The sequence below is a fragment of the Mycobacterium shigaense genome, from assembly GCF_002356315.1.
Taxonomy (GTDB): domain Bacteria; phylum Actinomycetota; class Actinomycetes; order Mycobacteriales; family Mycobacteriaceae; genus Mycobacterium; species Mycobacterium shigaense.
Genome location: NZ_AP018164.1, coordinates 4,029,642 through 4,046,914 on the forward strand (window position 1 = coordinate 4,029,642; position 17,273 = coordinate 4,046,914).

The 17,273-nt window shown below is 68.7% G+C and carries 18 protein-coding genes; 7 read left to right on the top strand and 11 right to left on the bottom strand.

Features of this window, described 5'->3' with window-relative positions; translation table 11 throughout:
* Positions 1-19: 19 nt before the first annotated feature.
* Positions 20-1,009, bottom strand: coding sequence for a malate dehydrogenase (locus MSG_RS18725; RefSeq protein WP_096441921.1), 990 nt, complete (start codon positions 1,007-1,009; stop codon positions 20-22).
* 159 nt (positions 1,010-1,168) lie between these two features.
* Between MSG_RS18725 and MSG_RS18730 the strand changes: the two genes are divergently transcribed.
* Positions 1,169-2,263, top strand: a complete 1,095-nt coding sequence (locus tag MSG_RS18730) for a magnesium and cobalt transport protein CorA (RefSeq protein ID WP_096444658.1) — start codon at positions 1,169-1,171, stop codon at positions 2,261-2,263.
* A 160-nt stretch (positions 2,264-2,423) separates the two neighbouring features.
* On the opposite strand, the gene MSG_RS18735 is transcribed toward MSG_RS18730, so the two are convergent.
* The 6 genes from MSG_RS18735 to MSG_RS18760 are packed head-to-tail and all read right to left on the bottom strand — an operon-like array spanning position 2,424 to position 7,881.
* On the bottom strand, positions 2,424-3,005 hold the full coding sequence (locus MSG_RS18735) for a suppressor of fused domain protein (RefSeq protein ID WP_096444659.1): 582 nt from the start codon (positions 3,003-3,005) through the stop codon (positions 2,424-2,426).
* Between the two features lie 2 nt (positions 3,006-3,007).
* Entirely contained in the window at positions 3,008-4,186 is a 1,179-nt protein-coding gene (locus MSG_RS18740) for an ABC transporter ATP-binding protein (protein ID WP_096441923.1), read from the bottom strand.
* Between the two features lie 4 nt (positions 4,187-4,190).
* On the bottom strand, positions 4,191-5,030 hold the full coding sequence (locus MSG_RS18745) for a carbohydrate ABC transporter permease (protein ID WP_096441925.1): 840 nt from the start codon (positions 5,028-5,030) through the stop codon (positions 4,191-4,193).
* Entirely contained in the window at positions 5,020-5,928 is a 909-nt protein-coding gene (locus MSG_RS18750) for a carbohydrate ABC transporter permease (protein ID WP_232011079.1), read from the bottom strand. The genes MSG_RS18745 and MSG_RS18750 overlap by 11 nt, the downstream gene beginning before the upstream one ends.
* Complete coding sequence (locus tag MSG_RS18755; protein ID WP_269458606.1) at positions 5,925-7,328, bottom strand: extracellular solute-binding protein; 1,404 nt, start codon at positions 7,326-7,328, stop codon at positions 5,925-5,927. The genes MSG_RS18750 and MSG_RS18755 overlap by 4 nt, the downstream gene beginning before the upstream one ends.
* Positions 7,329-7,353: 25 nt before the next feature.
* Complete coding sequence (locus MSG_RS18760) at positions 7,354-7,881, bottom strand: general stress protein (RefSeq protein WP_096444661.1); 528 nt, start codon at positions 7,879-7,881, stop codon at positions 7,354-7,356.
* 111 nt (positions 7,882-7,992) lie between these two features.
* Here MSG_RS18760 and MSG_RS18765 point away from each other — a divergent pair, with 111 nt between their 5' ends.
* The 5 genes from MSG_RS18765 (at position 7,993) to MSG_RS18785 (ending at position 13,045) form a co-directional block, all read left to right on the top strand.
* The gene (locus MSG_RS18765; RefSeq protein WP_096441929.1) at positions 7,993-8,433 is read left to right on the top strand and encodes a DUF4190 domain-containing protein; all 441 of its coding nucleotides are present in this window, start codon (positions 7,993-7,995) and stop codon (positions 8,431-8,433) included.
* Positions 8,434-8,486: 53 nt separating this feature from the next.
* The gene (locus MSG_RS18770; protein ID WP_096441931.1) at positions 8,487-9,788 is read left to right on the top strand and encodes a magnesium transporter MgtE N-terminal domain-containing protein; all 1,302 of its coding nucleotides are present in this window, start codon (positions 8,487-8,489) and stop codon (positions 9,786-9,788) included.
* Positions 9,785-10,327 carry a DUF1003 domain-containing protein gene (locus tag MSG_RS18775; protein ID WP_096441933.1) on the top strand — a complete coding sequence of 181 codons (543 nt, stop codon included), beginning with the start codon at positions 9,785-9,787 and terminating at the stop codon, positions 10,325-10,327. The genes MSG_RS18770 and MSG_RS18775 overlap by 4 nt, the downstream gene beginning before the upstream one ends.
* A 129-nt stretch (positions 10,328-10,456) precedes the next feature.
* A complete protein-coding gene (locus tag MSG_RS18780; RefSeq protein WP_096441935.1) occupies positions 10,457-11,830 on the top strand; it encodes a lytic transglycosylase domain-containing protein in 1,374 nt (457 codons plus the stop codon).
* A gap of 48 nt (positions 11,831-11,878) precedes the next feature.
* Positions 11,879-13,045, top strand: a complete 1,167-nt coding sequence (locus MSG_RS18785) for an Mrp/NBP35 family ATP-binding protein (protein ID WP_096441937.1) — start codon at positions 11,879-11,881, stop codon at positions 13,043-13,045.
* 90 nt (positions 13,046-13,135) lie between these two features.
* Here MSG_RS18785 and tatB read toward each other — a convergent pair whose 3' ends face one another.
* The 4 genes from tatB to sigE all read right to left on the bottom strand — a co-directional run bounded on the left by tatB (position 13,136) and on the right by sigE (position 16,390).
* Complete coding sequence (gene tatB, locus MSG_RS18790; protein ID WP_096441939.1) at positions 13,136-13,540, bottom strand: Sec-independent protein translocase protein TatB; 405 nt, start codon at positions 13,538-13,540, stop codon at positions 13,136-13,138.
* Positions 13,541-15,067 (bottom strand): serine protease HtrA, encoded by a 1,527-nt coding sequence (gene htrA, locus MSG_RS18795; RefSeq protein ID WP_096441941.1) that lies wholly within the window; start codon positions 15,065-15,067, stop codon positions 13,541-13,543.
* Positions 15,068-15,140: 73 nt separating this feature from the next.
* Positions 15,141-15,524 (bottom strand): anti-sigma E factor RseA, encoded by a 384-nt coding sequence (gene rseA / locus MSG_RS18800; protein ID WP_096441943.1) that lies wholly within the window; start codon positions 15,522-15,524, stop codon positions 15,141-15,143.
* 104 nt (positions 15,525-15,628) lie between these two features.
* Positions 15,629-16,390 carry an RNA polymerase sigma factor SigE gene (sigE, locus tag MSG_RS18805; protein WP_096444662.1) on the bottom strand — a complete coding sequence of 254 codons (762 nt, stop codon included), beginning with the start codon at positions 16,388-16,390 and terminating at the stop codon, positions 15,629-15,631.
* Between the two features lie 202 nt (positions 16,391-16,592).
* Here sigE and MSG_RS18810 point away from each other — a divergent pair, with 202 nt between their 5' ends.
* Positions 16,593-17,261, top strand: coding sequence for an O-methyltransferase (locus MSG_RS18810; protein WP_096441945.1), 669 nt, complete (start codon positions 16,593-16,595; stop codon positions 17,259-17,261).
* Positions 17,262-17,273: the final 12 nt, after the last annotated feature.

The following is a 17,273-nucleotide window of genomic DNA, read 5'->3' on the forward strand; positions in this document are numbered from 1 at the left end:
GTCCTAATCGATGACGACCTCAGATCAGCTTCAACTCCGTGACGGCGGCCCGCTCGTCGACCAGCTCCGCGGTGGTCTTGTCGATGCGGCCCCGGGAGAACTCGTCGATGTCCAGGCCCTGCACGATCGACCAGTTGCCGTCCTTGGTGGTCACCGGGAACGAGGAGACGATTCCCTCGGGCACGCCGTAGCTGCCGTCGGAGTAGACCGCCATCGACACCCAGTCGCCATCGGGGCTGCCCAGCAGCCAGGAGCGGGCGGCGTCGACGGTGGCCGACGCGGCCGACGCGGCCGACGAGGCGCCTCGGGCGTCGATGATCGCCGCGCCGCGCTTGGCGACGGTGGGGATGAAGTCGTTCTCGATCCAGTTCTGGTCGTTGACGACCTCGGCCGCGTTCTTGCCGCCGACCTCGGCGTGGAAGATGTCCGGGTACTGGGTGGCCGAGTGGTTGCCCCAGATAGTCACCTTCTTGACGTCGGTGACCGCGACGCCGGTCTTCTTGGCCAGCTGCGAGATCGCCCGGTTGTGGTCCAGGCGGGTCAGCGCGGAGAACCGCTCCTTGGGAATGTCGGGGGCGTTGCTGAGCGCGATCAGCGCGTTGGTGTTGGCCGGGTTGCCGGTCACGCCGATGCGGATGTCGTCGGCGGCGACGGAGTTCAGCGCCTTGCCCTGGGCGGTGAAGATCGCGCCGTTGGCCTCCAGCAGGTCGCTGCGCTCCATACCCGGCCCGCGCGGGCGCGCGCCGACGAGCAGCGCGAGGTTGACGCCGTCGAAGATCTTGTTGGCGTCCGCACCGATCTCGACGCCGGACAGCAACGGGAAGGCACAGTCGTCCAGCTCCATCACGACGCCCTCGAGCGCCTTGAGCGCCGGCTCGATCTCGAGCAGCCGCAGCTCGATCGGACGGTCGGGACCCAGCAGCGAGCCGCTGGCCAGGCGGAACAACAGGCTGTAACCGATCTGGCCGGCAGCACCGGTCACGGCGACCTTCAGAGGACTTGGGCTCACTTCGATTTACTCCTTCGAGAGTTTCGGTCGTGGTCGAAACTAGCGCACCGGCCACATCCACCGGCGCGCGGCCACCGCGCCGTTGTCACGTGCTGTTCCGGCCGGACGCGTACGATGGACCACCGCTTGGCCAGGTCGGCGCCGCGAAAGGAGGTCGGTTTGTTCGAGGGTTTCGACGCCTTGCCCGAGGCGCTGCGGACCATCGCGCATGAACCGCGCGCGGAGCCGCCTCCGCCGCCGCCGCACGCCAGCCTGGTCGACTGCGCCGTCTACGCCGAGGGCCACCGGCTGCCCGGCAAGCCCGGCTACGCCGCCGCCCTCGACAAGGTCCGCCAGATCGAACAGCTCGGGCACGAGGCGTTCGTCTGGGTCGGATTGCACGAGCCGGCGTTGCACGAGATGCAGGACGTGGCGCGGGTTTTCGGGCTGCACCCGCTGGCCGTCGAAGACGCGGTGTGCGCGCATCAACGGCCGAAGCTGGAGCGCTACGACGACACGTTGTTCCTGGTCCTCAAGACCGTGAACTACGTGCCGCACGAATCGGTGGTGCTGGCCCGCGAGATCGTGGAAAGCGGCGAGATCATGGTCTTCGTCGGCCGGGATTTCGTGGTCACCGTGCGACACGGCGGACACGGCGGCCTGTCGGATGTGCGCAAGCGGATGGACACCGACATCGACCAAATGGGGCTGGGACCGTATGCGGTGATGCACGCCATCGCCGACCACGTGGTGGACCACTACCTCGAGGTGAGCCGCGCGATGGAGGCCGACATCGACAGCATCGAGGAAGTGGCGTTCGCCCCGGGCCGCAAGCTCGACGTCGAACCGATCTATCTCCTCAAGCGCGAGGTCGTCGAACTGCGGCGGTGCGTGGGCCCGCTGTCCGGCGCGTTCCACCGGATGCAGATCGAGAACAAGGACCTGATCTCCAAGGAGGTGCGGCGCTATCTGCGCGACGTCGCCGACCATCAGTCCGAGGCCGCCGACCAGATCGCCAGCTACGACGACATGCTCAACTCGCTGGTGCAGGCGGCGCTGGCCCGGGTCGGCATGCAGCAGAACAACGACATGCGCAAGATGGCGGCCTGGGCCGGTATCTTGGCGGTGCCCACCATGATCGCCGCGATCTACGGCATGAACTTCCACTTCATGCCCGAGCTGAACTGGACCTGGGGTTACCCGGGCATCATGGCCGCGACGAGCCTGGCCTGCCTGGCGCTGTACTTCCAATTCCGCAGGAACAACTGGCTTTAGGCCGTGCGGCGTGCGCGCCTGGGGCTTTGGTCGTGCGGTAGGGCCTTGGCTGTGCGATGAGGGATTTGAGAGTGCGCGCGGGACGGGATTTTCGCCATTTTGCCGCCGTGAGCGACACACCCAACGCCGTGAGCGCACACCCAAGGGCGTGAGCGCCCGCTCAATTCGGTTGCACCGCGCGGCGGTTGGGGTTCAGCACATCGACGCCGTCATTGCGCCATGCCTGTCGCATCGCCTCGGCGCCCTTGAGCCGCACCCAGGCGGCCTCAGTCGGCGTTATCGGCGTGGCGGACAGAAAGCGCACCGGATCGCGCGGCGACTCCAGCGGCAGATCGGCGATATCGCTGCGGCCCAACAACACCGCCGTGAACGCCACCCGCGCGTTCGGCCGCGCCCACAGCGGCGTGCCCAGATCGATCAGCGCGTCGGCCACCAGCACCACACCGTCGACGGCCGGCGCGGCCGCCAGGACCGCCAGGCTGCGGGCGATGCCGCTGACGAGCCCGGGATCCCGCAGGGTAAGCACCACCTCGGCGCGCGGGCCGCGCACCGAGGTGGTGACCAGTTCGGTCGGATCGGTCATCGGGTGCCGCGAGCAGCCCAGCGACACATAGTGCACCAATTGATCTGTACCCGAACGAAATCGCAGCACCTCGATGGCTTCGGTGCCCACAAACGTCACCCGCGCGGAGTCGGACTCCGCGCCGAAGTGGGCGTGCAGGTGCGCCCTCACCTGGTCCAGGGTCACCGCGCGGCAGGCACCGGGATCGTCAGGTTCACGCCCGAGTCGGCGTCGAAGACAGCCAGTTTGGTGGCGTCGAAAACCAGCTCCAGCGGCTGCCCGATCGCCGCCTTGGAAGCCGCGGGAACCCTTGCCACGAAATGGTTTTCGTGTGCGTCCGCCTCCGCGGCCAGCTCGTCCAATTGGGCCGCGTGCGCGTCCCAGCCCGCCGTGGAGAAGTACACATACTTGTCGGCGCCCAGCGATTCCACCAGGTCGACGTTGACCTCGAAGATCAGCGCCCCGATACGCTGATAGCCGTCGATCAATGTGGCATCGGCCAGGTGCTCGGGGCGCACCCCGACGATGACGTTCTTCGCGGTGTCATGCCCGGCGATGACCTCCTGGACGTCCGGGGCGAGCAGCACCTCCCCGAAGGGCAGCTTCAGCCCGGTCGCGGTCAGCGTGGCGGGGAAGAAGTTCATCGCCGGCGAGCCGATGAAGCCCGCGACGAATAGGTTGGCGGGCCGCTCGTAGAGCTCGGCGGGCGTGCCGATCTGCTGCGCAACACCGCCGTGCATGACCACCACGCGGTCCCCCAGCGTCATGGCCTCGGTCTGGTCGTGCGTTACGTAGACGGTGGTGGTGCCGAGCCGCTTTTGCAGCCGGGCGATCTCGCCGCGCATCTGCACTCGCAGCTTGGCGTCCAGGTTGGACAGCGGCTCGTCCATCAGAAAGGCTTTGGGCTGGCGCACGATTGCCCGGCCCATCGCCACCCGCTGCCGCTGGCCACCCGACAATTGAGAGGGCTTTCGATCCAGAAGTTCGGTCAGGTCAAGGATTTTGGCGGTTTCGGAGACCTTCTGCGCAATCTGCGCCTTCTTCATCTTCGCCAGCGTCAGCGGGAAGGCGATGTTCTGCCGCACCGTCATGTGCGGGTACAGCGCGTAGGACTGGAACACCATCGCGATGTCGCGGTCTTTGGGTGCCTTCTCGTTGACGCGTTCGCCGCCGATGCGCAATTCGCCCGACGAGATGTCCTCAAGGCCCGCAATCATATTCAACGTCGTGGTCTTGCCGCAGCCGGACGGGCCGACCAGGATCAGGAATTCGCCGTCGGCGATGGTGATGTTCAGGTCGGCGACCGCGATCGCCCCGTTGGGGTAGCTCTTGTTGACGTGCTCCAGCACAATCTCGGCCATCGCGCTATCCCTTCACAGCGCCAGAAGTCAACCCGGCGACAATCCGTCGTTGGAAGATTAGAACAAACACGACGATGGGGACCGTAATCACTATCGCCCCGGCCGCGATCGATCCCGTCGGCTCCTCGAACTGCGAAGTGCCGGGGAAGTTCACGATGGCCACCGGCGCGGTGACCGCCGCCCGGCTGGCGGTCAGCGACAGCGCCAGCAGCAGGTCGTTCCACGCGAAGATGAACACCAGGATCGCCGCGGTCACCAGGCCGGGCGCCGTGAGCGGGAGGATGACCTTGCGGAATGCCTGCCCCGGCGTGGCGCCGTCCATCTTGGCCGCCTTCTCCAGGTCCCACGGGACCTCGCGGAAAAAGGCCGACAGCGTGTAGATCGCCAAGGGCAGGGCGAAGGTGATGTAGGGCAGGATCAGACCCGGCCAGGTGTCGAACAAGCCCACCGCCCGCTCGATGTTGAACAGCGGCGTGACCAACGAGATCGCCGGGAACATGGTGATCAGCAGAGTGGCGCCGATCAGCAGCCGCTTGCCGGGAAAGTCAAGCCGGGCAATCGCATAGGCCGCCATCGCGCCCAGCACCACCGCGATCACTGTGGTAATCAAGCCGATTCCGATGGAGTTGACCAGCGCCGAGCTGAAAACGTCGCCCTGGAAGATGCCCCGGTAATTGTCCAGGGTCACTGACGACGGAATCAGCTTGCCGTCCTTGACCATTGACGTCGGCTTCAGCGACAGGCTCAGGATCCACAGCACCGGAAGCCCGGCGTACACCACGACCAGGGCGTCGACGACGGCCCACAGCGCGGCGCGCCGCCCGCGCGTCAACTCAGCGTCCATCGGCGTCACCACCGGGGGCGGCGACCCCGAACAGCTTGATGTACACCAGCGCGATGATGCCCGCGCACACGAAGACCAGCACGCTGATCGCCGAGCCGAGTCCCACGTCGAAGCCCTTGAACAGGTTGTTGTAGCCCAGGATCGACACCGAGTCGGTATCGGTGGCGCCCTGAGTCAGCACGTAGATGTTGTCGAAGATGCGGAACGCGTCCAGCGTCCGGAACAGCAGCGCCACCACGACGGCGGGCTTGATGATGGGCAGCGTGACCCGGAGCAACCGCCGCCAGGCGCCGGCGCCGTCCACCTGCGCGGCCTTCAGCAGGTCCTGCGGTACCAGGGCCAGCCCGGCCAGCAGCAGCAACGACATGAACGGCGTCGTCTTCCAGACCTCGGCGAGCACGACGACGCCCAGCGACGGGATCTGTTCGGTCAGCGGCGCGACACCGCGCGGCAACAGGTTGGCGAGGTAGCCGGTGCCCGGGGTCCACGCGTAGTACCAGCTGTAGGACGCGACGACGGTGACGATGCCGTACGGGATGAGTACGGCGGTGCGAACCAGGCCCCTGCCGACGAGGGTGTGGTGCATAACCAGCGCCAGCGCGAGGCCGACCACGAACTCGATCAGCACGGAAACCGTTGTGATGGAAACTGTTACGGCCAGCGCAGTCCACCAGTACCGGTCGGTCAGCACCGTCTGGTAGTTGCCGAGTCCGATGAATGTGGTGTCGTTCGGGGTGGCCAGATTGCTGCGCTGCAGGCTCAGCCAGATCGCATAGGCGATCGGATAGGCCGTCACCGCCAGCATCAGCAGCGCCGCGGGCGCGACGAGGATGAAGGCCAGTCGATGCTCGGCGGGAAGGCTGCGGACGCCCAGGCGCGCCGGCCACCCGCGCGTCACGGCAGCAACCCCTTTCGATCGATGGCCTTCTGGACTTGCTTGGTCAGCTCGTCGGCGGTGGAGTCCGGATCGATCTCGGTGATCGGGCTCAGTGCCGCGGCGAGCCTGATCGCCATCGCCTGATAGGCCGGGGTGACCGGACGCACAGCGGCATCGGTGAGTTGCTGGCGGATCACCATGTACATCGGGTACTTGGCCTGGAATTGCGGGTCGGAGTACAGCGAGGTGCGCACCGCCGGCAGTCCGCCGTTGAGGGACACGTATTTCTGGTTCTGCAGGCTGCGCAGGCAGCGCACGGCCTCGAACGCCTCGGCGCGATGACGCGTGGTGCTGGCCACCGCCAGGTTAGCGCCGCCGATCGTCACCTTGGCCGGCCGGCCGGGCAGCACGCCCGGGTACGGCTCGAATCCGAACACCTTCCGGCTGGCCGCGTATGCGGCTTGGAATTGCTCGTCGTTGGGGACGAAGCTGCCGTATTGGTTGATGCTGCCGGCCAACGCCGGATTCTGGTTGAGCGGCAGGAAGCTGACGCCGCCCTTCACGGCGTTCTCCAGCATCGAGGCCAGCACGAACGGCCAGTTGACCTCCAGCGCGGCCTGGCCCTGCTCGACCGCCAGCCGCGCGGTGGCCGCGTCGCTGCGGGTGATCGAGGGATCGGCACCGGGCGCGGTGGCCACCGCCTTGAGGATCCGCAGCGCAGTCACGGTCGCGGCCCGGTGCTCGGGGGTGTCGGTCAGCGTGACGTGGCTGCCGTCCTCGGAGAGCACCTGACCGCCCGCGCTTTCCAGCAGCGTGTTGAACCAGACCACCAGGCCCTCGCCCTCGTTGGCCTGCACCGCGATCCAGCTCGGCTCGCCGGCGGCGTGCAGCCGGGTCGCTTCGGCCACCATCTCATTCCAGTCGCGTGGCGGTTGCTTCACCAAATCCGGCCGGTACCAAAGCAATTGGGTGTTGGTGGTGACCGGTGCCGCATACAGTCTGTGCTTCCAGCGCGCTGTCGCGAGTGGGCCGGGCAGGGTGTCGACTCCCGCATCGGCCTCGGCCAAACCGGCCGGGTCGTCGGACAGCGGAAGCGCCCAGCCGGCCTCGGCGAACTCGGCCGTCCACACCACGTCGAGCGCCATCACGTCCAGGGTGCGGTCGTGACCGGTCAGGCGGCGGGCCAGCTGCAGGCGTTGCTCCCCCGGGGCCCGGGGCAGCCCGACCTGCGCGACGGCGAACCGGCCGCCGAATTGCGTGGTGCACGCCTGGGCCACCGCGGTGAACGTCGCGGAATCATCCGACGGTGTGTAGAAGCTGATGATCAGCCCGTGGCCGGCGGAGCCGCAGGCCGAAAGCGAGGCGACGATCAGCGTCGCCAGCACGATGACGCCGGCCCGGCGTGCGCGCCCGCGGTTCACCCGAACCTCAGTCTTTCGTCCGGCCTCAAATCGCCAGGCGGGCCAACAGATCCCGCGCCTTTTCGGCATTCTGCGGTTCGCAGAGCACGTCGTAGCGACCGGCGACCAGTTGCATGGTAGAACTGAAATCCCTTGTGCCGCGGGCCATTGCGTACGGAACGGCGGAGGTGATCAAGCCGAAGAACACCCCGGCGACCAAACCCGTCAGCAGCGCGCCCCACGGGCTGGGGCTGAAGAAGCCGAGCACCAAGCCGATGAACAGCCCGAGCCACGCCCCGCTGAGCACACCGCCGCCAAGCACCTTGGGCCACGTCAGCCGGCCGGTAACCCGTTCCACCTGCATCAGGTCGACGCCGACAATGGTCACCTGCTGGACCGGGAACTGCTGATCGGACAGGTAATCGACGGCACGCTGCGCCTCGGCGTAGGTGGGATACGACCCGACCGGCCAGCCCTTGGGCGGAGTCGGTAGACCGGGCGCGCTGCGCCGCCCCGCGACCGCGCCGCCGGGCGTTGCGCCGGGCACCTGCCCGGGCTGGAAAGGACTAGTCATCGGCGCCATTCTCCTCCGTCCGTGCCATCCTTTCACCCCACCCCCAATTCACGCTGAGGCGAAGTCCTCCGGTGCCCGCGAACGCCGGTCGCGGCCGCTAGGTTGAACAGCATGACAACTCCGGGCGGTGGTGGCGGCCAGGACCCCGAAAGGCCTGCCTGGGACGCCCCCTGGGAGCCGCCGGGCGGCTACCCGCCCCCCGGATATCCGCCCCCGGCCTTCGGCTACTCCGCACCGCCGCCCGGCTACGGCGGGCCGCCACCGGGCTACCGGCCCCCAGGCGACTACTACCCGGGGCAGGACTACCCAGGCGGTTACGGGCCCCCGCCGGGGACCAACGGGATGGCCATCGGCTCGCTGATCTCGTCGTTCACCGGATTGTTCTGCTGCATCGGCGGCATCGTCGCCATCGTCCTGGGCATCATCGCGCTCGACCAGATCAAGCGAACCCGGCAGGACGGTTACGCGATTGCCGTCGCCGGGATCGTGATCGGAATCGCCACTCTGGTCATCGCTTTGGTCGTCGGCATCTTTGCCATGCATTCGAGCTAGCGGCACGCGCCACGACGCTGCGGCTGCGCGCCCGGCTGCTTAGGCTCTTTGCCATGGCACCGGTCAACAGGGTGTACGTCGCGCGGCTCGCGCGGATGCTGGTGTTGGGTCCGCTCGGCGAGAACTACGGCCGGGTGCGCGACGTCGTGATCAGCATCAGCATCGTGCGCCAACAACCGCGCGTGTTGGGGCTCGTCGTCGATCTGGCGACGCATCGCAGCATCTTCATCCCGATCCTGCGGGTCGGGACGATCGAGCCCAACGCAGTCACGCTGAGCACCGGAAGCGTGTCGCTGCGCCACTTCGAGCAGCGGCCCGGCGAGGTGCTGGCGATGGGGCAGATCCTCGACACCCAGGTCAAGGTCAACGACCCCGAGCTGCCCGAGCTAGCCGGGCACGACGTCGTGATCACCGACCTGGGGATCGAGCAGTCCCGCACCCGCGACTGGCTGGTGACCCGGGTGGCGGTCCGACCCCAGCGGCGACTGGGACGGCGCGGGCCAGTGAACGTTGTGGACTGGCGCAGCGTGCAGGGGCTGACACCGTCGGCATTGGCGATGCCCGGCCAGGCGGTGGCCCAGCTGCTCAACCAATTCGAGGGGCGCCGCGCCGTCGACGTCGCAGATGCCATCCGTGGCCTGCCGCCCAAGCGGCGCCTCGAGGTGTTCAAGGCGCTGGGCGATTCGCGGCTGGCCGACATCCTGCAGGAGCTGCCGGAGTCGGAGCAGGCCGAGGCGCTGTCGCAGTTGGGCACCGAGCGCGCGGCCGACGTGCTCGAAAAGATGGATCCCGACGACGCCGCCGACCTGCTCGGCGAGATGAACCCGACTGACGCCGAGCTGCTGCTGACCCGGATGGACCCCGACGAGTCCGAACCGGTGCGCCGGCTGCTGACGCACTCGCCCGACACCGCGGGCGGGTTGATGACGTCGGATCCGCTGGTGCTGACCGCCGATACGACGGTCGCCGAGGCCCTGGCCCGGGCGCGCGACGGCGACCTCACCGCGGCGCTGTCGTCGATGGTGTTCGTGACGCGGCCGCCGACGGCCACCCCGACCGGGCGCTACCTGGGCTGCGTACACCTGCAGCGGCTGCTGCGCGAACCGCCGAGCGAACTCGTCGGCGGGATCGTCGACAACGACCTACTCGCCCTGGCCCCGGAGACGTCCCTGGCGTCGGTCACCCGGTATTTCGCCGCATACAACCTGGTCTGCGGCCCGGTGGTAGACGACGAGAACCACCTGCTGGGAGCGGTGACCGTGGACGACCTGCTCGACCACCTGCTGCCGCACGACTGGCGGGCCGACGCGCAGGAGCTGGACGCCGCGGCCGCCGCAACCGGAGGCACCCCGTGACCAAGCCGACGCCGCCGCGGCGGCTGTACACCCCGCGCACGTCGCGGGGCCTGTCGCTGCGGCTGGATCCCGAAACGATCGGGCAGAGCACCGAGGCCATCGCCCGCTTCTTCGGTACCGGTCGTTATCTGCTGATCCAGACCGTCGTCGTGATCGTCTGGATCGCCTTCAACCTCATCGCCGTCGAGCAGCGCTTCGACCCCTACCCCTTCATCCTGCTGAACCTGGCCTTCTCCACCCAGGCCGCCTACGCCGCCCCGTTGATCCTGCTAGCTCAGAACCGGCAGGAGAACCGGGACCGCGTCGCCCTCGACGAGGACCGCCGCCGCGCCGCGCAGACCAAGGCCGACACCGAGTTCCTGGCGCGCGAACTGGCCGCGCTGCGGTTGGCCATCGGCGAGGTCGTGACCCGCGAGTACCTGCGCGACGAGCTGGACGAACTACGCGATGTGCTGACCGCTCCGCCGCTGCACGCGCCGCAGGAAACCGACGTCCGCGGCGATAAAAACCTGGAGCAAACGGCCAAGAAATCCCTCTGAATATCAAATCCGCCATTGCGCCACTCCCGTCACGGGAGTTATGTATGTTGATCTAGTTCACGAAGCTAAGAAGAGGTTTCCGGCAGCTCACAGAACTTTTCCGGCAGCTCAACAACTTAGGACGGTCGAGTGCGCGTAGGGGGACGCTGGGGTGCACGCCAAGTCGACGCGGCGGCACCGAAACGGGTTGGCATAACACGCACGCCGGTATTCGGCGTAGCCGTGATCGCTCCCTTGGTACTCGCCGGAGCCGTCTCGGGCGCGCCGACCACGACGCACGGCGTCGCCAAGAGCCCGATCCCGTCGGTGCACGCCGTCATCACTCCGGTCGCCGCGGTTTCGCCGACGGTCCCCGATCTCAGCGGTCCCGTCGTCATCGGCCTGGACCACGCCCCGACGGCATTTCACATCGGTTCGGCCACCCGGTCCGCGCCACCGCCGCCGATGATCGTGAACGCGCCTGGTGCACTAGGCATTCCGACTATCGCCCTGTCGGCCTACCGCAACGCCGAACAGCGGATGGCCGTCGAGGCCCCGGGTTGCGGCGTCAGCTGGAACCTGCTGGCCGGGATCGGACGCATCGAGTCCGGCCACGCCGGCGGCGGCGCCGTCGACTCACGCGGCACCGCGGTCAACCCGATCTACGGCCCCGCGCTGGACGGCACACTGCCCGGCAACGAGGTCATCATCTCCAGCAGCGCCGGCAGTCGGGTCACCTACGCCCGCGCGATGGGGCCGATGCAGTTCCTGCCCGGCACCTGGGCGCGCTACGCCTCCGACGGCAAGGGCGACGGGACCGCCGACCCGCAGAACATCTTCGACGCCACCCTGGCCGCCGCCCGCTACCTGTGCAGCGGCGGGCTGAATCTGCGCGACCCGAACGGCGTGATGTCCGCGATCCTGCGCTACAACAACTCGATGCCGTACGCGCAGAACGTGCTGGGCTGGGCGGCCGCCTACGCCACCGGCGTCGTCCCGGTCGACCTGCCGCCGATCACCGGCCCTCCACCACCGCTCGGCAGCACGCACGACGAGCATCCGGAAGGCCTGGGCCCCGGTCTGCCGATGAACATCAACGGCCTGTCGATCAACGACCCGATGGCGCGGATGCCGCTGATCGACCTGACCGGCCAACAGCCGGCCGCCACGACACCGCCGATGTTCCCGTGGATGGCCCCGCCGACCCAGCAACCGCCCCAGGGCCACATGCCCGGCTGCACGCTGATCTGCATCAGCTCGCAGAACCCGCCGGCCGACGCCCCGCCACCGCCGTGGGCACCGCAGGCACCGCCGCCACCGCCGTGGGCGCCGCAGGCACCGCCGCCACCGCCGTGGGCACCGCAGGACGCGCCGCCGGCCGCCGCGCCCGCTCCGGCGTCACCGCCGTGGGCACCGCAGGACGCGCCGCCGGCCGCCGCGCCCGCTCCGGCGTCACCGCCGTGGGCACCGCAGGACGCGCCGCCGGCCGCCGCGCCCGCTCCGGCGTCACCGTTCGCCCACTGAGCTGCCTGCGGGCCGAGCGCAAAGCCGCGCCGCCTACACTCGGCGGTGATGCCTCGTCATGACTCTGCTGGACCCGAAGCCGACCTGAGCGCCGCCATCCGCACCGCACTGGGCAAGGTGATCGACCCCGAATTGCGGCGGCCCATCACCGAACTCGGCATGGTCAAGAGCATCGACGTCGCCCCCGACGGCGGCGTGCAGGTCGAGATCTACCTGACCACGGCCGCGTGCCCGAAGAAGACCGAGATCAGCGAACGCGTCACCGCGGCGGTCGCCGACGTCCCAGGCACCGGCGCGGTGCGGGTCACTCTCGACGTGATGAACGACGAACAACGCACGCAGTTGCGCAAGCAGCTGCGCGGCCCGAATTCTGGGGCCGCCGAGCCCGTCATCCCGTTCGCCCAGCCCAGCTCTCTCACCCGGGTGTACGCCGTCGCATCCGGCAAGGGCGGCGTCGGAAAGTCCACTGTCACAGTCAATTTGGCCGCAGCGATGGCCGCCCGGGGGCTGTCGGTGGGCGTGCTGGACGCCGACATCCACGGCCACTCCATCCCCCGGATGATGGGGACCACCGACCGGCCCACCCAGGTCGAGTCGATGATCCTGCCGCCGGTCGCCCACGACGTGAAGGTCATCTCGATCGCCCAATTCACCGAGGGCAACACTCCGGTGGTGTGGCGTGGGCCGATGCTGCACCGCGCGCTGCAGCAGTTTCTCGCCGACGTCTACTGGGGCGACCTGGACGTGCTGCTGCTCGATCTGCCGCCCGGCACCGGCGACATCGCCATCTCGGTGGCGCAGCTGATCCCCAACGCGGAGATCCTGGTGGTGACCACCCCGCAGCTCGCGGCCGCCGAGGTCGCCGAACGGGCGGGCAGCATCGCCTTGCAGACCCGCCAGCGCATCGTCGGCGTGGTGGAGAACATGTCGGGGCTGACCCTGCCGGACGGCTCCACGCTGCAGGTCTTCGGGGAGGGCGGCGGCGAGCAGGTCGCCGAGCGGCTGACGCGGGCCGTGGGCGCCGACGTGCCGCTGCTCGGGCAGATCCCGCTGGACCCCGCGCTGGTGGCCGCCGGAGATGCCGGCACGCCGATCGTCTTGAGCCGCCCCGATTCCCCGGTGGGCAAGGCGCTGCGCGCCGTGGCCGACGGCCTGTCCGCGCGCCGGCGCGGGCTGGCGGGCGTGTCGCTGGGGCTGGACCCTACCCGGAAGTAAGACCTGCGGCTCAGTCGCCGCGAGCGTAAGCCTGCTGCGATTTTTGGCCGCGGAATTAGCGGTGCGCTTACGCTCGTGGAATCCAGGGTGCTACGTCGCGTCGGTGTCGAACGGCGTTTGCCCTGGCGCGTGTTGGGGCACCTCTGCGTGGGCGCCGTTGCCCTGCCCGTTCGCCGGCTGCGCCGTCCCGTTGGCCGGCCGCTCGAAGTTGCCGGTGAGGAACGAATCGTCGCCGTCGAGCAGGTGCTTGGTCAGCGCGGCGCGCGGCGTCATGCCACGCAGCTTCTGCAGCTCGCTGAGCGGGGCACGCAGGTCGTCGAACTCGGGCCCGAGGTCCTGGCGCAGTTGGCTGGTCATGCCGCTGAGGTAGTCGCGCGCCTGGCGCAGCGCGTTCGACGTCCACCGGATGGCGCCCGGGAGCCGCTCCGGCCCGAGAATGACCAGGCCGACCACGACGAGCACCATGATGTGCTCCCAGCTGAGATTCGAAAACATCTAGCCGCCGTCAGCGTCGGGTTTCACCGTCAACGTCACGTTGCGGCCATCGCGGACCACCTCGATGGGAGCGTCCTGCCCGATGGTCAGCTGCCGTACGGCGACGACGAACTCGTCGGCGTCGGCGACCTTGCGGTTGCCGACTTTGACGATGACGTCGTTTTCCAGGATCCCGCCCTTCTGCGCGGGGCTGCCGGCCTTGACGTTGGCAACCTGCGCGCCGGACGCGATCGCGTTGCTCACCGACCGAGTGCTCACGCCGAGGGTCGGGTGCACGATCTTGCCGTCCTTGATCAGCGCCTGCGCCACCGACTTGACCTCGTTGACCGGGATCGCGAACCCGAGCCCACTTGCGCTGTCCGACAACGACTTACCGGCCGTATTGATGCCGATCACCTGTGAGTCCATGTCGATGAGCGGCCCACCGGAGTTCCCGTGGTTGATCGAGGCGTCGGTCTGCAGGGCGTCGATGACGGTGTCGGTGTCCGAGCCCTCACCGGACAGCGGGACGGGGCGATGCAGCGCGCTGATGATGCCGTGCGTCACGGTGCTGCGCAGCCCGAGCGGCGCGCCCGCGGCGAGCACCTCGTCGCCGACCCTGACCTTGTCGGAGTCGCCGAGCCGGGCCACGCTCATGTTGTCGACGTTGTCGACCTTGAGCACGGCCAGGTCGGTCTTCGGGTCGCGACCCACGAGGTTGGCGGGCACTTCTTTGCCGTCGTTGAACACCACCGTCGTCTTGAACTGGCTGGGGTTGTTGGCGGCCTCGGAGATCACGTGGTTGTTGGTCACGATGTAGCCGCGGCCGTCGATGACGACGCCGGATCCCTGCATGCCCTCCTGGTCGCTCTTCGACTCGATCGTCACGACCGCGTTGGCCGTGGCTGCGGCGACCTTCGCGAACCGCCCGGCGGGACCCTCGGTGTTGTTGTCGGTCGACAGCGTCACCTTCGACGTGGTGAACGCGTCGACGACCTCGGCCGTCTTGCGCCCGATCACCCCGCCGATCAGGCCGATGACCAGCGCGATCAGTAGCAGGACGGCCAGCGCGAGGTAGGACACCTTTCGGCCGAAGAGCACGTCGCGCACGCCCAGCTTGCCGCCGTAGCCCGACGGGGCGTGCGGGAACGACGGCGCGACGGCCGGGGTCCCCAGCGCTGCCGCGGCAGCCGGATCCCGCCACGGATCGTCCGGCTCGTCGGTGCCGGAGCCGTTTTTCTCGCCCGCCAGCGCGGCGGCGTCGATCGGGTGGCGTTGCAGGGTGTCGGTGACGCCGTCGGGTCGGCTGAACGCCTCCTGCAGGACGGGGTCGGCGGGTCGCTCGTGCGGCCGGAAATCGGCCTGATGCTGGAATCGGGACGGCCTAACCCGTTCGGCGACAAAGGATCCCTGCTGCCCCAGCGGACGTCCGAACGCTTGACGCGACGCGGAGTCGACCGGTGGCCGGGAAACGGGACGCGGCGCCAGGCGATTGTCCCCGTTGTTGCCGCTGTCCCGCGTCTGATCGAAGCCTTGGTCGGAGGTCACCTTGCCCCTTTAGAGGTCCCTTTGGAGGTCCCTTTGAATCCGCTACTGAGCGCTCGCGTGTCCACCCTAGTATCTATCGGCGCTTGCGCTGGTCGCGCGCGTCGCGCTCGGCCACCGTCGGCGGGGTGTCGTCGTGCGGATAGTGCGGAATCTCGGAGAGCAGCCCGAGCAACGCGCTGGGAATCCGGATCGGCCGCGAGTCGCGCAGCGCCGCGCGGGCACGGCCCTGGTCGTCGACCTCGCCCGCGCACTGCGGGCACAACGACAGGTGGTGTGCAGCGCGCAGATGCGCGTTCATCCGCAGCTCGCCGTCGACGAAGGCCGCGATGGCTTCCACGGACAGATGCTCGGTCGAGCTGAAGCGGCGCGGCGCGCCGACCGGCTCGCCGCTCTGCGAGGCGAACTGCGCCGGCAACCAGGAGAACGCGCGACGAAACACATGTCCTCGGTCGGCCATCACCCGTCCTTTCGCTGCCTCTACACCACGAATGTAGCGCGATGAGGTGCTCAATCGCTCGTGCACGGACCGCGAAACCCTGTTGAGTCGAGGCGCGACCGGCGCTATGCCGACTTCGAGTGCAGCACGTCGCCGCCGTGGTCGGAGTGCGCCGCAAGGTAGTCGCGCAACGCCTGGCGCCCACGGTGGATGCGGCTGCGGACGGTGCCCAGCTTCACGCCGAGGGTGGCACCGATCTCCTCGTAGGACAGGCCCTCGATGTCGCACAACACCACCGCGGCCCGGAATTCCGGCGGCAGCGAATCCAGCGCGGCCTGCAGATCGGGACCCAGCCGGGCGTCGTGGTAGATCTGCTCGGGGTTGGGCTCGTCGGCGGGCACTCGGTCGTAATCCTCGGGCAGCGCCTCCATCCGGATACGCGCGCGGCGCCGGACCATGTCGAGGAACAGGTTGGTGGTGATGCGATGCAACCAGCCCTCGAACGTGCCGGGCTGATAGTTCTGCACCGACCGGAACACCCGGATGAAGGTCTCCTGCGTGAGGTCCTCGGCGTCATGCTGGTTACCGGAGAGCCGATAGGCCAGCCGGTACACCCGGTCGGCGTGCTGGCGCACCAACTCGTCCCACGACGGCATCGTCGCCACGTCGCCCGTCGCGTCGAACACCGCGGTGCCCTGCAACGAGTCCGAGGTTTCCACCCAGGCGTCGTCGGGGCACTGCTGCGCGTGCGACATGCTGGTCGGACTCAAAAATGTGGTGATGGTCGGATCCTCCGAGTTTGCCCTGCCAAGGGTTGGCAATTCGTCGTTGGCGGCAACGCACAGCTGCCAGTCTGTATTCCCCACCCAGCGCCCTCCGCGTTCCATACGGTCACCGTCGCGCATTGGCGTATGCGCGACATAGGAGCAATCTGAGGTTTGGCTGAGAAACCAGATCGTTACCTTCGCTGACCAGCGCATACCCGAGTGGCGCGAGGTTAATCACTTCGGGCGCGCCGGGCGTGTCCGCAAACGCCGCGGCTGCCGCGCGCCTGTCGGACTGCGGGGCGATTTGGAATACGCTGCGGGCATGAACGGCACCGACGAAGAAACCCCCGGCCAGGCGGCCCCGAGTCGAGCCGAATCGCTCTCCGCCCATGCCGAGCAGTCGATCTCCGAGGACGAGATCCTGGCCGGCGCCCGCGAGCGCGCCGTCGACATCGGCGCCGGGGCGGTGACGCCCGCGGTCGGCGCGCTGCTGAGTCTGCTGACCAAGCTGAGCGGCGGCAAGGCCGTCGCCGAGGTGGGCACCGGCGCGGGCGTCAGCGGGCTCTGGTTGCTGTCGGGTATGAGCGACGACGGCGTCCTGACCACCATCGACATCGAGCCCGAGTACCTGCGCCTGGCCAAGCAGGCCTTCACCGAGGCCGGCATCGGGCCGTCGCGCACCCGGCTCATCAGCGGGCGGGCGCAGGAGGTCCTCACCCGGCTGGCCGACGAGTCCTACGACCTCGTCTTCATCGACGCCGACCCCATCGACCAGCCGGACTACGTCGTCGAGGGTGTGCGCCTGCTGCGCTCCGGCGGCGTGATCGTGGTGCATCGGGCGGCGCTGGGTGGCCGGGCCGGCGATCCGGCGGCACGCGACGCCGAGGTGGTCGCGGTCCGCGAGGCCGCCCGGCTGATCGCCGAGGACCAGCGGCTCACCCCCGCGCTGGTGCCGCTCGGCGACGGCATGCTGGCCGCCGTCCGCGATTAGCCCTTTTTCCAA

What these genes read in the sequence shown, in the direction of transcription:
- sigE (WP_096444662.1), bottom strand. Translation starts at nt 16,390, where the DNA reads ATGGAACGCGGAGGGCGCTGGGTGGGGAATACAGACTGGCAGCTGTGC.
- MSG_RS18740 (WP_096441923.1), bottom strand. Translation starts at nt 4,186, where the DNA reads ATGGCCGAGATTGTGCTGGAGCACGTCAACAAGAGCTACCCCAACGGG.
- MSG_RS18760 (WP_096444661.1), bottom strand. Translation starts at nt 7,881, where the DNA reads ATGACTAGTCCTTTCCAGCCCGGGCAGGTGCCCGGCGCAACGCCCGGC.
- MSG_RS18785 (WP_096441937.1), top strand. Translation starts at nt 11,879, where the DNA reads ATGCCTCGTCATGACTCTGCTGGACCCGAAGCCGACCTGAGCGCCGCC.
- MSG_RS18765 (WP_096441929.1), top strand. Translation starts at nt 7,993, where the DNA reads ATGACAACTCCGGGCGGTGGTGGCGGCCAGGACCCCGAAAGGCCTGCC.
- MSG_RS18810 (WP_096441945.1), top strand. Translation starts at nt 16,593, where the DNA reads ATGAACGGCACCGACGAAGAAACCCCCGGCCAGGCGGCCCCGAGTCGA.
- rseA (WP_096441943.1), bottom strand. Translation starts at nt 15,524, where the DNA reads ATGGCCGACCGAGGACATGTGTTTCGTCGCGCGTTCTCCTGGTTGCCG.
- MSG_RS18745 (WP_096441925.1), bottom strand. Translation starts at nt 5,030, where the DNA reads ATGGACGCTGAGTTGACGCGCGGGCGGCGCGCCGCGCTGTGGGCCGTC.
- tatB (WP_096441939.1), bottom strand. Translation starts at nt 13,540, where the DNA reads ATGTTTTCGAATCTCAGCTGGGAGCACATCATGGTGCTCGTCGTGGTC.
- MSG_RS18770 (WP_096441931.1), top strand. Translation starts at nt 8,487, where the DNA reads ATGGCACCGGTCAACAGGGTGTACGTCGCGCGGCTCGCGCGGATGCTG.